The organism is Dyadobacter sp. BHUBP1, from assembly GCF_050587785.1.
In the GTDB taxonomy this organism is placed as follows: Bacteria; Bacteroidota; Bacteroidia; order Cytophagales; family Spirosomataceae; genus Dyadobacter.
Window position 1 is genome coordinate 1 of the sequence record NZ_JBOBIH010000005.1, and the last position, 14,850, is coordinate 14,850.

General features: G+C 47.6%; 15 protein-coding genes. 7 read left to right on the plus strand and 8 right to left on the minus strand.

Going from position 1 to position 14,850, the window contains the following annotated elements:
* Together ACQ4MZ_RS19895 and ACQ4MZ_RS19900 are read left to right on the plus strand one after the other, a co-directional pair.
* Positions 1-330 (plus strand): hypothetical protein (locus tag ACQ4MZ_RS19895; RefSeq protein WP_430847722.1); only part of this gene is annotated, 330 nt, incomplete at its 5' end.
* A gap of 71 nt (positions 331-401) precedes the next feature.
* On the plus strand, positions 402-2,639 hold the full coding sequence (locus ACQ4MZ_RS19900; RefSeq protein WP_430847724.1) for a M28 family metallopeptidase: 2,238 nt from the start codon (positions 402-404) through the stop codon (positions 2,637-2,639).
* A gap of 124 nt (positions 2,640-2,763) precedes the next feature.
* On the opposite strand, the gene ACQ4MZ_RS19905 is transcribed toward ACQ4MZ_RS19900, so the two are convergent.
* The 4 genes from ACQ4MZ_RS19905 to ACQ4MZ_RS19920 form a co-directional block, all read right to left on the minus strand.
* Positions 2,764-4,401, minus strand: a complete 1,638-nt coding sequence (locus tag ACQ4MZ_RS19905; RefSeq protein WP_430847726.1) for a reverse transcriptase/maturase family protein — start codon at positions 4,399-4,401, stop codon at positions 2,764-2,766.
* Positions 4,402-4,874: 473 nt separating this feature from the next.
* On the minus strand, positions 4,875-5,888 hold the full coding sequence (locus ACQ4MZ_RS19910) for a BT4734/BF3469 family protein (protein WP_430847728.1): 1,014 nt from the start codon (positions 5,886-5,888) through the stop codon (positions 4,875-4,877).
* A 56-nt stretch (positions 5,889-5,944) separates the two neighbouring features.
* Positions 5,945-7,069, minus strand: a complete 1,125-nt coding sequence (locus ACQ4MZ_RS19915; protein WP_430847730.1) for a hypothetical protein — start codon at positions 7,067-7,069, stop codon at positions 5,945-5,947.
* Between the two features lie 131 nt (positions 7,070-7,200).
* Positions 7,201-7,413, minus strand: a complete 213-nt coding sequence (locus ACQ4MZ_RS19920; protein WP_430847732.1) for a helix-turn-helix transcriptional regulator — start codon at positions 7,411-7,413, stop codon at positions 7,201-7,203.
* Between the two features lie 151 nt (positions 7,414-7,564).
* Between ACQ4MZ_RS19920 and ACQ4MZ_RS19925 the strand changes: the two genes are divergently transcribed.
* Positions 7,565-7,840 carry a SymE family type I addiction module toxin gene (locus ACQ4MZ_RS19925; protein ID WP_430847734.1) on the plus strand — a complete coding sequence of 92 codons (276 nt, stop codon included), beginning with the start codon at positions 7,565-7,567 and terminating at the stop codon, positions 7,838-7,840.
* Positions 7,841-7,844: 4 nt separating this feature from the next.
* On the opposite strand, the gene ACQ4MZ_RS19930 is transcribed toward ACQ4MZ_RS19925, so the two are convergent.
* Complete coding sequence (locus ACQ4MZ_RS19930) at positions 7,845-8,087, minus strand: type II toxin-antitoxin system ParD family antitoxin (RefSeq protein ID WP_430847736.1); 243 nt, start codon at positions 8,085-8,087, stop codon at positions 7,845-7,847.
* A gap of 100 nt (positions 8,088-8,187) precedes the next feature.
* Positions 8,188-8,943 (minus strand): MBL fold metallo-hydrolase, encoded by a 756-nt coding sequence (locus ACQ4MZ_RS19935; RefSeq protein ID WP_430847738.1) that lies wholly within the window; start codon positions 8,941-8,943, stop codon positions 8,188-8,190.
* 89 nt (positions 8,944-9,032) lie between these two features.
* On the opposite strand from ACQ4MZ_RS19935, the gene ACQ4MZ_RS19940 reads away from it, so the two are divergent.
* From ACQ4MZ_RS19940 to ACQ4MZ_RS19950, 3 genes are all read left to right on the plus strand, one after another.
* A complete protein-coding gene (locus ACQ4MZ_RS19940; protein ID WP_430847740.1) occupies positions 9,033-9,872 on the plus strand; it encodes a hypothetical protein in 840 nt (279 codons plus the stop codon).
* A 2-nt stretch (positions 9,873-9,874) separates the two neighbouring features.
* Positions 9,875-10,327, plus strand: a complete 453-nt coding sequence (locus ACQ4MZ_RS19945; protein WP_430847742.1) for an SRPBCC family protein — start codon at positions 9,875-9,877, stop codon at positions 10,325-10,327.
* A gap of 73 nt (positions 10,328-10,400) precedes the next feature.
* The gene (locus ACQ4MZ_RS19950) at positions 10,401-11,033 is read left to right on the plus strand and encodes a hypothetical protein (RefSeq protein WP_430847744.1); all 633 of its coding nucleotides are present in this window, start codon (positions 10,401-10,403) and stop codon (positions 11,031-11,033) included.
* A 165-nt stretch (positions 11,034-11,198) separates the two neighbouring features.
* On the opposite strand, the gene ACQ4MZ_RS19955 is transcribed toward ACQ4MZ_RS19950, so the two are convergent.
* Complete coding sequence (locus ACQ4MZ_RS19955) at positions 11,199-12,209, minus strand: alpha/beta hydrolase (protein WP_430847746.1); 1,011 nt, start codon at positions 12,207-12,209, stop codon at positions 11,199-11,201.
* A gap of 531 nt (positions 12,210-12,740) precedes the next feature.
* Between ACQ4MZ_RS19955 and ACQ4MZ_RS19960 the strand changes: the two genes are divergently transcribed.
* Positions 12,741-13,205, plus strand: coding sequence for a glycine zipper family protein (locus ACQ4MZ_RS19960; protein WP_430847748.1), 465 nt, complete (start codon positions 12,741-12,743; stop codon positions 13,203-13,205).
* 63 nt (positions 13,206-13,268) lie between these two features.
* Here the strand turns inward: ACQ4MZ_RS19960 and ACQ4MZ_RS19965 are convergent, their stop codons facing one another.
* On the minus strand, positions 13,269-14,750 hold the full coding sequence (locus ACQ4MZ_RS19965) for a BNR-4 repeat-containing protein (protein WP_430847750.1): 1,482 nt from the start codon (positions 14,748-14,750) through the stop codon (positions 13,269-13,271).
* Positions 14,751-14,850 lie beyond the last annotated feature (100 nt).

Sequence of the window (14,850 nt, forward strand, 5' to 3'; positions counted from 1 at the left end):
AACAAAAAGAAGCAAAAAAATCAAGGCGAAAAAAAGCTTCCGCCCACAGGCCCACGCACCCCCCGCTTTTTCGCCGGACCCGCGCACCTGCGTGCTTATGTAAGACAATCAAGAAAAGGTCTGATAGTTGATATGTTTCCCTATCCGCCAATTTATAGTGGCGTGCGTGGGGTTGACAAAAAAGCGGGGTGCGGGAAGGTTTCGCGTGTGGAAGCATTTTTTTGTCTTGATTTTTTTGTTACTTTTTGTATCAAGACAAAAGTAAGAGGACTGGATAGCACCAGCAACACGTCACAATACAAGTGTAAAAGTGAACAAGTTGTCAACTAGTAACTTTCATTCATTATATTAGCTAAACGCCAAATCTAAATCCATTTCACTCCGTTCCTATGCAACACCTTTTGAAAAGAACACTACTCCAAATCACCCTTACTAGCCTCGTGATAACTCCTTCGCTGGCGCAGCAACAACCGCCACTCCTTGGTTTCGGCGCCGAGGCGGCAAAGAAGGAGCTGGATCTCGAAGCGGCATTTGACAAACAACTACAAGCCAACAACCTGCGCGACTGGATGAAGCGCATGACGGCCTTTCCGCACCAGCTGGGTTCGCCGTACGGCCTCAATAACGCGCTTTTCCTGCGCGACAAGCTCGCTTCGTGGGGTTTCGACGCACGTCTCGATACCGTGCATGTGCTTTTCCCGACGCCCAAAGTGCGGATACTGGAACTGACCGAGCCCGCCAAATTCAAAGCATCGTTAACCGAAAAACCATTGAAGGAGGATGCCACGTCGGCACAAACGAAGGATGTGCTGCCGCCTTACCACGCATTTTCGGCCAATGGCGACGTGACGGCCGAGCTGGTTTTTGTGAATTATGGCGTGCCCGACGATTATGAGGAGCTGGCGAAGTTGGGTGTGGATGTGAAAGGGAAAATTGTGATCGCGAAATATGGCGGTTCGTGGCGGGGCATCAAGCCGAAGGTGGCTTACGAGCACGGCGCGATCGGATGCATTATTTATTCCGATCCGAAGGAGGACGGCTATTTCCAGGGCGACGTATATCCCAAAGGGGCATTTAAAAACGAGTCGGGTGTGCAGCGCGGGTCGGTGGTGGATTTGCCGCTGGCGCCGGGCGACCCGCTGACGAACGGGTTTGTGGCCGACGCGACGCACAAGCGGCTGTCGGTAGAGGAAGCCCCGGCGATGATGAAGATTCCGGTGTTGCCGATTTCGTATGGCGACGCATTGCCGCTGCTTAAAGCATTAGGCGGCCAGATCGCGCCTGCGACGTGGCGGGGCGCATTGCCGATCACCTACCACGTAGGCCCCGGCCCGGCGAAAGTACATTTGAAGCTCGAATTCAACTTTGATATCGTGCCTTGTTATAATGTGATCGCGACGCTGAAAGGCAGCGAGTTTCCCGACCAATGGGTGATCCGCGGCAATCACCACGACGCCTGGGTGTTCGGTGCGGCCGACCCGGTGAGCGGAGCCGTGGCAGAACTCGAAGAAGCGCGCGCATTGGGCGAGCTCGTCAAAACCGGCTGGAAACCGAAACGTACGATCGTCTACTGCTGGTGGGACGGCGAAGAGCCCGGCCTGCTCGGCTCGACCGAATGGGTGGAGAAATACCAATCCATTTTGAAGGAAAAGGCCGTTGTGTACCTCAATTCCGACGGAAACGGTCGCGGGTACCTGAGCGCGGGCGGCTCGCACACGCTCGAAAAATTCATCAACCAGGTAGGCCGTGATGTGACCGACCCTGAAAAAGGCACGAGCGTGATCGACCGCCTGCGCTCGCGCACGATCCTGAACGGCTCTCCAACCGCCAAACAAGAAGCCCGCTCCCGCGCCGACCTGCGCATTGGCGCGCTGGGTTCCGGTTCTGACTATACGCCGTTCATCCAGCACCTGGGCATCGCTTCCCTCAACGTAGGCTACGGCGGCGAAGATGCCGGCGGCGACTACCACTCCATTTTCGACTCCTACGACCATTACACCCGCTTCAAGGACGGCGACTTTGCCTATGGCGTAGCCCTCGCCAAAACCCTCGGTCGCTCCGTCCTCCGTTTCGCCAACGCCGACGTGCTGCCCTTCGATTTCACCAACTTCGCCAACACCGTGCAGGTTTACACTTCGGAAGTAAAAAAGGAACTCGAAGCCGCCCGTACCAAAGCTGAGGAACACAACAAACTCCTCGCCGAAGGCCGCTTCGAAGCTGCTGCTGATCCAAAAGATCCGTTTGTGAAGCCTGCTCTTCAATCCGTGGCACCGTATTTGAATTTCGCGCCGCTGGATAATGCCTTGGTGGCACTGGAAAACAGCGCCAAAGCATTTGCTTCCGCTTCCTCAAAACTCTCGGGTCTGCCTGCGGATAAGTTGAAGGAGTTGAACGAGATTTTATATAAAACCGAAAGGAAGCTGATCCATGCCGATGGCTTGCCGCGCCGGCCTTGGTACCGGCATCAGATTTACGCGCCGGGATTTTATACGGGGTATGGGGTGAGGACTTTGCCGATGATTAGGGAGGCGATTGAGCAGAAGAATTGGAAGGAGGCTGAGGAGGGGATTTTGAGGGTGAGTGGGGTTTTGGAGGGGTTTGTTGGGGAGGTGGAGAAGGCGAGTGGGGTGGGGAGGTGAGGGAAATAACGTAGCTGTTGGGGCTTCTATCAGGCATGGAGTGCTAGGCAAAAAATGAAATGCACGGCCGTGAGAATTGTGGTGATTGGCGAATCTGAATGTCAAGAGTCTCGGGTGCAATTCTCTAATCAGGCTTTTGCTTTTCAATAATATTGTAGTAATAACTGAATGGTTTTCCATAGATACTAGGAACCCGATCGTTTTCTGGATCAGTGACAAGTGCAAGCAATATCTCGTCTTTCCACTGAAGGTATTTTCCTGAGAGCTCTAAAGTAGAATTTGGTTGTGTAAGTTGCGCTTTTACTATCTGAGTGAATTCGAATTTTTTATTAAGTATGCCGGATTTAACTAGCTCAATTCGGATCTGTTCTGAGTCTATCTTAGATAATCCAGAGATTTTTGTAAAGAAGCCTTTCCCGATTTTTGTTTTTTGAGAATCTAGAATCAGTGGGCTTTTTTTGAGGGCTTTTAGCAAGCGGCTAAATTGTTTTGCTTTGTATTTGTCTAACGATTTGAGCTGTGCACGCGAGTGCTTGTTGTTGTTGAGTTTTTGAAATCCATTCACCCAGCAGAGTTCATTGGCTATGTTTCGATGATTGCGCATGTTTACTCGACCAACAGACATGCCATTGAGCCGATTAATGACAGACTCCCGAATGGTATTATCCGACCTTCGGCGGCCATTTTTAATAGATTTTATTGTGAGATCGACAAGATCTTTTTGCTTTTTCTTTTCTTTTCTTAAAGATTTTGATCGGACTCTAAGGTCTCCATCGAACGATATTTCATAGCCTACAAAACCAAACCATTCCACTGAGTTTTTGCTAGTCTTTGACCACTTATATGCTGCCTTCGATTTTATATCTTCTCCCCAGAAGTGATCTTTTTGTTTGCTGTCAACCTGGGACTGTGCATGCGGAATAAGTTTAAGGTTTTCGAGTGATGTTTCATAGATTTTTGCATATTCTGCACACTTTGTCGGTGATGGATGTAAGATTACCATATCGTCGCAATATCTCGTGTACAACAGTCTACGATCTCCCATATTTGCTAATTTGTGGTCGACATCATTTAAAACAAGATTTGCTATTAGTCCAGATAGCGCTCCGCCCTGTGGAATTCCAATTCTATTACTACCTATTCTTTTATAAAAATTCGCTTTTTCAATCTCCTCTTTTACCCACGTGAACTCACCACCAGGTATCTTATGTTTTAGCCAATATGCAGCGTTGGATTTTTTGTTTAGTGGTAGTATGGTGTGAACGAATGAATAACAATCTAGGTAGTTTTGAAAAATTCTCTTAGCCCTTGGGTCGATCTGAATTAAGCTCTCTTTTTCAATTTTATTACTCAAATTTTTGAAAGACTCTTTTATTATTTTATGACTTACTGAATCAAAAAATTTGCTGATATCGCATTCGCTGATATATAGCCTTTTGCCCTTGTATTTTCTTTTGTATGCAAGTATTTCTTCGATTGAGTCATGGTGAGTAAATACTTTATTTTTACCATTTACACTTTGAGTTGCTCTAAATGCAAAGGATTTTCCGTAAAAACTTTTGTCAAATATTCGAGTTAAATATTTATTTACTAAGCTTATAATGATCCGATCCTTTAATGAAAATAATGAAATTGGGCGACATTTATTTTTGTCCGGTCTCTTGTCGCCTTTTAGTTTCGGAATTATTTTGGGGGTGGCTATCTGATATTTTGGATCGTTCAACGCTTCTTTAATTTCATCTATGAACTTGTTGAGCTCCAATAGGAATGCCTCATTCGAATGATGACGTTCATAATACCGTATTGTTGCAAGCAAACATTCAACGTTGTGATCTATTGAATTGAGCCTTTGAGTGCTTTTATATCGTTTCCTGGCGGGAAGTGTTCGCCATTGTCTTCGGCGAGGTAAAATGTTTTTCAATAAGACCGTGTCTCCATCAGATATCTGATTTTTTTTGGGGTTATTCAGGTGATAATTTGTTTTGTTGTCACATGAAATTACATGAGTAAGGTGCTCCTTACTCCTTCGCTTGGCTTCCTTAGACCTAATTCTGCAGATTATTGAAAGAATATTTTGTCTATCAAATATTGAGTCGAGCATATAGAACTAACCGCAGAGTTCCCGAAGGTTATACCATGAATACTGACAAAAGAGTCTTACTGTTCAAGCCATTAGGAGTTTCCCCGATCAGACAGGTGACAATACGCCCATGCGATTCAAAGACCACATCACGTTTAGGTACTCTCGCGGTTAGTTCTATTTGCAACAAATCCTTGATTTTTAGCCAGATGTATGATAGTCACGAAGTTGATCAAATTCCTTGAATTCTGATAACAATCTGAAAGCAGGTTTTCGCATTGAATCGGATCGAATTTAGTAACGTCATTCTTGCTTAATGCTTTGAAGTATCTGATGCCGACATCATACGTAAAAGAGTTTGCAATTGCGAAACCCACTCTAAGCCAGTCATCATAATGAAAAGTGATAGACTTTGAATTTTTACTTAGATAGGAAATAATATTTTGTATCATTTTTTTGTGCTGAGATCTATTTTTCCCGGACGCATTATATAAATTTGATGCAGCAAACTTGACGGGCCTTTTCACAACAATCAGTGGTTTTGTCAGTACATCCTTGGAAGTTGGAATAGAGGTCGGATCGATATCGAAGACTTGGAATACTTCTTTGGCATTGAAGTCCGGATCATAAGAAATGAAGCATAACCTCGTGAAGTCGCTTCCACTTTTATCGAGCTCAATCTGGTATTTTTCAAAGAAGTAGTTCGAAACCTTGGCAAAGGCGTATTTGTGAACGATGTCCACTGTGGAATGATCAATGCGGCCTTCATAGTTTGTCCTTACCAACGCTTTGATACCGTTTTGAGATGGAGACTTCCAATGGCATACTATGTATGGGTCATTTTGTAGTGCCAGTTGAGTCCGACTCAGTTGATAGGTATCAAGTTTATCTATATCTAATACAATAAGCTGATTATAAGATAGGAAGCCGATTTTGGATCTCACATTAGAAAATGTGGCTGCAAATGCTGCAACTGGTAGCGATTTCTTCTTTACCGAATAAAGTTCTGTATCACCATTGGAATACAACTTACTTAGTTCCCTTGTGTATGCGAGATGTTTTAAGCTCTTAATCTCTTCAAATATGTTTCCTAATGGAATTTCGCTGAGTTCAGCCCAGAAATTTTTTTGATACATAATTCTGGTACTCAATATTTCGCCAATTTGCATATTTCCCTGCGGTGATACCGTTAAAGCTCTTTTATATTTAAACTAATAGATTCAACTCATGGTAAACTATGACTTAGTATTTGACCAATCGACTTGTTGGTAGAAGTGAGCAGACTCCTGTCGCCTGGGTAGTGATAAGAGAGATCGAGCGTGTGCAGATCAATTCTATTCTTCGTCTCAGGGTGCTCGATCAACCAATGCTCCGCTAGATGTAGGTTCGACGGGAAAACTCGTGTGATTAGGAATGCAGATACCTGTCTAAATGAAGGCCCGTTGGAGGTTTTAAGAATACCATCCAGTTCAGTTGAAAATGAGGCATCTATATAATAACCAGTTTCCATCAGCTGTCGACGGAGGCCAAACAGCGTTTTGTGAATTTCATTGGTGCGGGGATCTCGAATGCCTATCATATTGATACAAACAATGTAAGGTTTGTCCAACTGTCCATATTTAGAACCCTTATCTCTTATCGCTCCTGTTAACGCTTCCTCACAACCACCGACGAAGCTGCCTCCTAAATAATTTAAAATAGGATGACCGTCTGTAATGACTCCGGCGTGTGCTCTCAGGGATATCTTCACATCGTCATCGCTATACGAAAAGCATTCCTCTCCATCTTCGTCGTAGTCGTTGTAAGGTGGTTGTTGCCGGAAATTGCATTCATCTAGCCATTCCTGGATCCTATTTCTAAGTTTTGAAAGCTTGGCTTGTTTATCGCTTTTAAATACTATGTCTTCGATTTCAATAAGATAGGTTACGCTCGTTAATTTTTGCAGCTCGTCGTATATTGCACCAAGCTTATTCTCCAATGTGCGTTCATCATTACTCTTATCAGTTGCAACTTTGGCTTCCAAATAGACTTCCAAATCACCTCTCGTTGCCAGAAAATCCGGATTTTTCGTTGAATTGGGAACTGGCGGGTGCGGAGTCAATTCGAACCCTTGTTGATAAAAGAGCTCATGAATGAATAGTTCGAAAAAAGCGGAATCAAATTGGGATCGAAAGTCGCGTTTTAGTTGCTGCTTGCCTATTTCTGGGTATCTTGAAAACCAGTCGTTCATCATTTTGCGAATTGCAACAAATTCTGGCCTAGCGGTGATGTCATAAAAGTCGTACGATTTCTCTAAATGCTTGGAGTAGCGATACTCTTTTCGCACTTTGTCTTCGAATAGTTTCTCCATTGCTTAGTGCCGACTGATTACAAGTGATTGCCCGGATTGGAAATTTGCGAATATTTCACGAAAGTTGCAATTAAATGCCGCAACTAGGGAGAACACTAAAAATTCTAGAAGAAAGGAAAACTTCGCGATGACTAAGAGCTAGTAGTACTCACCAACAACTCACGAATATCCACCTTCAACCAAACCGAAATCTCATAAAGCGTCTCCAAAGTGGGCTGTATCTCATTTCGGCACCAACGCGAGACGGTGGTTTCGGTCTTGCCCAAATGCTGGGCCAGCTCTTTGCCGGACTTGTCCTTTTCGACCAGCACTAACTTGATTCGATTTAAGCGCAATTTTGACACGAGATGCTCATTTATAGCGATTTCGTGTAAATAAAATACAAAATTTCCACACCAATAAAAGTACTCTTAAAGTTGATAAATAGTAATTTTATGTTGATTTACTTTGTAAATATTACTATATATCATATTATTGTGTGTAAAAATTCAAGCTATGGCACACAGAAAAAAATCTTTGAATTCCTCCGAGCGACGCCTGAAAGTTTACGGCAAATACCTCCCACGAGCATGGCACGGATACGTCTTCACGCCCGAAATCCGCCTCTGTGGGAAATGGCTGGAAGCAGCGGGCTTCGAATGCGGCGATGAAGTGACGGTAAAATGCTTGGGCAACAAATTGGAGATTACGCTCAATCCGGTAGATGAGCCAGAGCCAGTACCGGTCCAGAAACGGCGATATGCCAAAAAGCAGGTATTTGGCCAGGAATAACAATTTAAGACTTTGGTTTTGACAGCATTCTGATCTTGAATTGCTCGGGATCAAAGTCATGGACCCAACCACTCTGCTCGCCTTCAACTAATGCGTGCCTCAGAGCGGTCAGTTTATCCTCTTTTTCAAGTAGCCGCAGTCCGGCTTGTATAACTTCGCTGGCAGAAGCATAACGCCCGGTTTTAAGCTGCTTTTGAATGAAGCTTTCGAAGTGCTGGTCAAGGGAGATAAATGTCTTTGCCGCCATAATGAATTTTCAGATTTGTTGAGGAAGCAAAATACGAACACACCAATAAAAAATCCCTCCGACTACTCGAAGGGATTCCAAACAATTACCAAAACGAATATCACTTCACCGTATACCAATCCCTAACCCTTACCTCAATCTTCCCATCCTTCTCATTCACCAGCTTCTTAAACGCCTCGGTATCACTAAACCCATTCTGCCCGCGGTAGTGATAAGGATAAACGACCTTCGGCTTGAATGCCAGCACGGTCGCAGCAGCCTCGTTAATATCCATCGTGTAAGGCAAATTCATGCAAACAAATGCGACATCGATGTTTTTCAATGCCTTGATCTCCGGAATGCCGGAGGTGTCGCCGCTGAGGAAGACCGATTTGTCGCCGAGTTTGAGGACGTAGCCATTGCCGCGGCCTTTGGTGTGGCGCGAGTCGGCACTTTCGGGGAGGTTGTACATCGGGATGGCGGTGATGCTGATGCCGAGTTTTTCGGTGGTGGCGCCGTTGGCGAGGACGGTGGTTTTGGCTTTCAACGCGTCGGACATTTTATCGGCGACGGCTTGCGGGGCCACGATGACGGTGCCGGTCAGGTCGAGGGCGTCGAGGGAGGCCGGGTCGAAGTGGTCGCCGTGGATGTCGGTGATTACAATTAGATCGGGTTTGGCGATGCCGACGAAGGTTTTGGGGGCCTGGTAAGGATCGGCGTAGATGGTTTTGCCGTTCCAGGTGAGGGCCAGCGTGGCGTGGTTGAGCGGCTGGATTTTGAGCGGACCTTTGGAGGTCGGGATTTCATCGGGTTTGGGAAGCTGGGCGAAGCAGAGCGAGGCCGCGAACAGGAGCAAAAAGGTGAAAGTCGTTTTCATGATTTGTTGGTTTTATACAAATCAAATTTAGGCTTTGCTGGCCCCCGAGCAAGTTTTCGGACGATTTTTCATGGCTTTTTAATCGCGAAGTGAAAGTTCTGTTTAGCTTGCGACAGGATGGGTTATCGCTGGCTATCATGATGTATTTCGGTAAAGTAGCGCTCCGAGTGGCGCAATTTATACTTAGTTCCATTTTAATACTCGCTACGTGCGCGGGCGATGTGCTCGCGCAGGAGTTCGTAGTAGCGCCATTCAATTTCAATATCCAAATTGGCTCTTACGTGCCCGCGAGTACGAATGTGAAGGCGCTGGCGCGCACGAAGCAGGAAATCGCGCCGCAGACGTTCATGCCCAAGGCCGATCCGAACCTGTCGATGCTCTTCCCGCAGCCGGGCGGTATTCTGCTTTTTAAATCGAAGGATATGAAAGACGCGGCAAATGTGGCCGGCAAGCTCATTAGCCCGTCGCTGGCGGTGATCGATACTATCTTTCATAATCAGGTTTATAGACATAAAGTCAATGGCGTCGACCAATATTCCTTTGACATGTGCTATTCGCTGCGCATTGACGGCAAGCGGCATTACACCGATTTCCGGCCACACACCTTTCACTATCGCTACCCATTAGTGTATCACAAACAGCTATTCATGATAGCTTCGCAAGAAATGGGTTATGAAATGTATTCCGATAAAGGCTATCCCGAGCATTTCCGAGTTGCCGTTTTCGATATGCAAAACGGCGGGATTCAAACGCATTTCGCAAGCGAAGAACTACCATTTCATTATGGTCTCGAATTTTTAGATGACAGCGATCACGTTTTCAAATCCGAGTACCGGGCCGAGAACCAGAGTTTTTATATCGAAATCAAAGGTTTGAATGAAACCTATAAAGGTGTTTGGGACGGAAAGGAGTTGAAGCATTTGGATTAAACATGGCAACCATCCGTTTAATAACCGTGATTCATGCGCCTATCAAAGATTGCTTTGACGCAGCGCGGAGCGTTGGTGCGCATTTGTCATCTGCGGCTGGTACGAATGAAAGAGTTGTTGCAGGCCGAATGACCGGGTTGTTCGAAGCAGGCGACATTGTTACCTGGGAGGCGGAACACCTGGGAATCAGGCAGCGCCTTACGGTGGAAATCGGGCGATTGATCGAACCGACGTTTTTCGAGGACAAAATGCTAAAAGGTGCTTTCAAAAGTATGCGGCACGAACATCATTTTGCTGATGAAAACGGAATCACAGTCATGACGGACATATTTCAGTATGAAGTGCCATTGGGTATTTTAGGTATCCTTTTTGACAAGTTGTACTTGGAGTACTACATGCGAAAGTTCTTGCAGAAGAGGAACTTGCATTTGAAACAAATGCTTGAAAAAGTTTAGTCTTTCTCAGTAAGTCACTTTTTTAGTGCATTCAGGCTATCTTCGCGACCATTTTCAATTCCAAATCATTCCAATGAAGCATTTTTTCCGCATCGCCTTCCTATTTCTGATTCCGATACTGGCAACAGCCCAGCAAACGGAGGAGCAACAAGTCAAGAAAACATTTGACGACTATAAATCAGCGATCCTGAATGACAAAGGCGAGGAGGCTGTGGAACAGGTTGATACGAAGACGATTAATTATTACGGCGATATTCTCGAAAAGGTGAAAACGGCTGATTCGCTGACAGTCGATAGGCTTTCTCTGATGGACAAACTGATGGTGTTGATCATTCGTCATCGCATTTCGAAAGACGAAATCCTGACTACCAATGGCAAGCAATTACTGGTAACGGCCATTAAGATGGGTATGGTAGGGAAGAGTTCGGTGATGAATAACGAGGTGGGCGTCGTGAAAGTCAATGGTAATTTCGCTACGGGCGAACTCCTGGTGCGAGGGCAGAAGACGCCATTATCGTTCGAATTCAACAAAGAAAACGGTACCTGGAAGCTGGATCTTACGGCGGTGTTTCCGGCGGGTGAAGCGGCGTTTCGCCAGATGGCAAAACAAAGCGGCGAGCCCGAAAACGAATATTTGTTGTCGTTGGTCGAACTTACGTCGGGTAAGGAGCCCGGGCCGGAGGTTTGGGTGCCTACTAAGCGATGAGGTCGCAGCCTGGGCTGACCTGCCGGAGACGCTGTAAAACCAAATGTCACGCCGGGCGCAAGGGGCGGCCGGGCGGTCGAAGGCAGTCCGTACCGCACCATCGTGCTTGCGCTTCGACTGTGCTCAGCGTGACATGAAACTTGCCTTACCCTTTTTTAATACCTCTTACACAATAGGCGCTTCTTCCTCGCGTACGGGCGGCTGCGCGGGTACGCCTGCGAGTCGCTGCAACACGTGCGACACCACGGGCCTGCTGCTGAACAGGTAAGCGTGGTGATTCATGAGGTAATGCCTTTCCCAGAATGTTTTACCTAATTGAATGCCGCTGTAATCGCCTTCGCGGGCTTTTGCCATGGCGGAGTCGTCGTTGTTGAGGAAACCGTAAAAGAGCGGGTCTACTTGCGGACCAGTGTCCTGCTTGATGATATCCAGCACATTATAGAAATTGAAACCGTCTTCGAGTTTCAGGTTCGGTTCGTTTTTGAAGATTTCGTTGCCGTAACTGCCCAGGTTACGGAAGTCCGCGGTAAGGCCTTCGGCGTCGGGGCGGGGATCGAAAGTGGCGGTATTTGCATTGAGGTTAAACTGTTTGGAACTCACATACAGCAGGTAATCGCTCGGGTCGTAGTAAATATGGACGTGCTTGCCCAACTGTTTCAACGGCGTGTAATTGTAATGAAAATGCGGGCCTTTGAATTTTCTGCGCATATTTCGCAGCTGTACACCTCCCTGCTGCACGGCGAGGTGCGTTACGTCGGGGGCCATGAGGAATATGTTTTCGAAAATGCGGGTCGGAATGCTGTGGCCTTCGCCGGGGTTGATCATGCCATTCAGCAGCTGGTGCCCGAATGAATGCACGACCAGGTTGAGCGTTTTGCCTGCTTCTTGCAGCTTCCGGGAAAGGACTTCGAAGTACTCAAACAAACCATTGCGTGTGAACTGCTCGCCGTAGCCGATGGAGCGGTCGTCGGCCTTTTTGCGCCATCCGTACGATGGCCAGCCGAAGTAAAGCACATTGGCCACGCTGTTTTCAGGGTGGGCCAGGTAGCTTTGCGCGAACTGAGGCACAAGTTCCAGTTTGAGGCCCGGTTCCCAGTCGAATCCATGGATGTAAACAAAACATGCTTGCGCGACTCCGGCAACCGGCTCACAGCCTGCGTCACACCGGTAGCCCATACTTCGGGGAAGAGCTCCGTTACCCTGAAATCGCGGTCGGGTGAGGGTGGGAGGTTTGCGAAAAACAGTTTGTCGGGCGCATCCGCCATATCGATCACCGGAATCCCCGCTTTTTGCTGCCGGTAGCAGATGAAAAAATGCGATCGATCAAGCGCCGACAAGCCCGAATAGGCATCCAGTTCTACTTTATTCCCGATGACTTTGGTGCCGTCGCTGGTGATGTACCACAATGCGCGGCGGTCGTATTCGGCGTTGGTAACAGTCACTTTGGAGCCCCGCGTGAAAAGAGGCCGTGGGCCGTTCGGGCCGGGGCGCTGCGATTGCTGGTCGAGGTTGTCGTTGATAATGCCTTCCATAGAGGTGGTGGTTTTAAGGCTCGAGGTACTTCTACAAGTTAGCGAGTATCAATGATCTACTCAATCGTTTGTTATTTACCGGTAGGTGGGATGGAAAACGCGTTGTTAAGCCCCGGATTGGCACGTTTGGCATGGTTTTGGCATATTCTAGGGCATAACCATCCAAACACCAAAGATGAAAGCTGTTATTTCGATGTTATTGGCTGCCTCAATGCTGGCGGCTTGTAACACGCAGTCAGACAAGCAGGAAGCACTCTTGAAATCCCAACAAAAAACCATCGATTCAATGCGTGTGGCCATGGAAAAACAGGCCATTATAGATTCAATGAATGCCCTGCAGACCCAGCGCCAGGAAGCGGAAAAGTGGGAAGATCTTGAGAAAAATGAGGCAACAAACCACACTCAGGCCGTTGCGAGCGCTCCGGCACAAGCACCGGTAGCACCGGCTCCTGCTAAAAAGAAATGGAGCCATACTGCCAAAGGCGCGTTGGTAGGAGCAGGCACCGGCGCCATTACCGGCGCGATCGTGAACAAGAAACGTGTGGAAGGCGCATTGATTGGTACGGTGATTGGCGCGGGCGTAGGTGCGGGTACAGGCGCAATCGTCGACCATACCGTGAAAAAACGTCAGGGACAATAATCACATACCCGCTATATAAATTCGGATTGCCGGTCGTGAGGCCGGCAATTTTTTTGTGCCTGCTCATTTCACAGGTTGGGGGACGAGCATGGGTGCATTACCTTCTCTCGGCAACCGGTATACGTCGCCATTGGCATTGGAAAAGTAAATGAACGACTCCGACGGTTTTCGGCCGTGGCCGTCAGCCCAGATCGCATAAAAACCGTCTTGCACATGCACAGGCTTGCGTACGTAGGAGTGGTTCATCGGGCTGTTTCGGGTGAGCCGTCTTTCGAGGGCCCATTGCTTGCCGCCGTCGTCGCTTCGCCACATAGCTACTTCTCCGCCCGGATTATAGGCCTGCGGACCGTCGATACTGGGCCCGACCACCCGCCAGCTGTTTTTGGAAATATGGTAAATGGAGCCCATATCGTAATTGTTGTCCGAGGTCGTGACAATATGGTGTTCCCAACCCTTGTTTCCGGGCCGGTACAACGTCCACTTGCGCGGGCCATTGGCGGGGCCTGCTTCGAAGCCTTTGCTGGCAATGACCAGGATCGCGGGTTTGTTTTGCTGATCGAAAGTAATGTCGAGCAGATAGCAGTTCCGTTTTTCACTGGCGTAGTCATGTACGGTGGCAAGGTTCTGCGGGCTGGTTAATGGCAATTGCGCTGTTTCGCCTTCAATATTCTGCCAGGTTTTCCCGAAATCCGAGGTTTCGAGGTAATGCAAGTTGGTACGGTAGTTAAGCCCTTTGCCCTTGGGATGGTAGTCAAATGCCACGCCGATTTTTCCATTCCGTTCGGCGCTGATCTGGTAATGCCCTTCTTCAATGTGTGCCAGTACTTTCCACTCATTCCAATGCGCGCCATCGGCAGTAGTGTTGTACCCAATCACCCGTTGGCCGGCCTTGTTGTATTTGGTAAAAAGTGCTATAAACCCCTGGCCTTTGATGTGGTAAACCTGAAAATAGGAGAAGTTGCTAAACGGCTGCACCTTGCCATCGACTATTTCCGTTGCATTCACCCGTTCGAAATCGGCGATGTCAAAAGGCTTTTTGCTTTTGTGAATATAAGAAGGGCGCGAGATGCCATGAGAGGTTGAAAAAATCCATATGTAACCGCCGCTGTCGATGGAAATCACAGGGTTATCGTGTGCATCGGTGGTTTTTTTGTCGAGAATAGTCAGCGGGTTGGCTACTTTGCCGGTTCTGTGATCGAAGTAGGAGACGTTGTGCAGCAATGTGGAATTGGCGCTGTCGGTGCCTCCGAAACAGAAAAACGTTTTATCGACCTGCCTCGCGTAAATGGCAAACGGCCGGTGATTGGCCGGGTAAACCGCCAGCCCGCCGCTGTATTTGTAAACATATTCGTCGTTCGAAGGCTGGTTCATGTACCAGATTCCCCGAAAGCCATTGGCCTTTTTCATCACGATTTCCGCCTCGGCAAACTGGCCGTCGGTGTTTTGGGCGAAGGTAGCGGTGGTCGCGGTAATGAAAGTCAGAAAGGTCAGAAAGGTCAGGAAGGTCAGGTATTGTTTCAGAATCGGGCCGGATTTTGCTTTCATGGGGGTAGGCGGTGTAACTGGTGATCACATAGTTACTAAAACCGGTAATGGCGGTTTTGCTACTGATAACCGCGGGCCGAATAAGTGCTGCCTTTCTCTG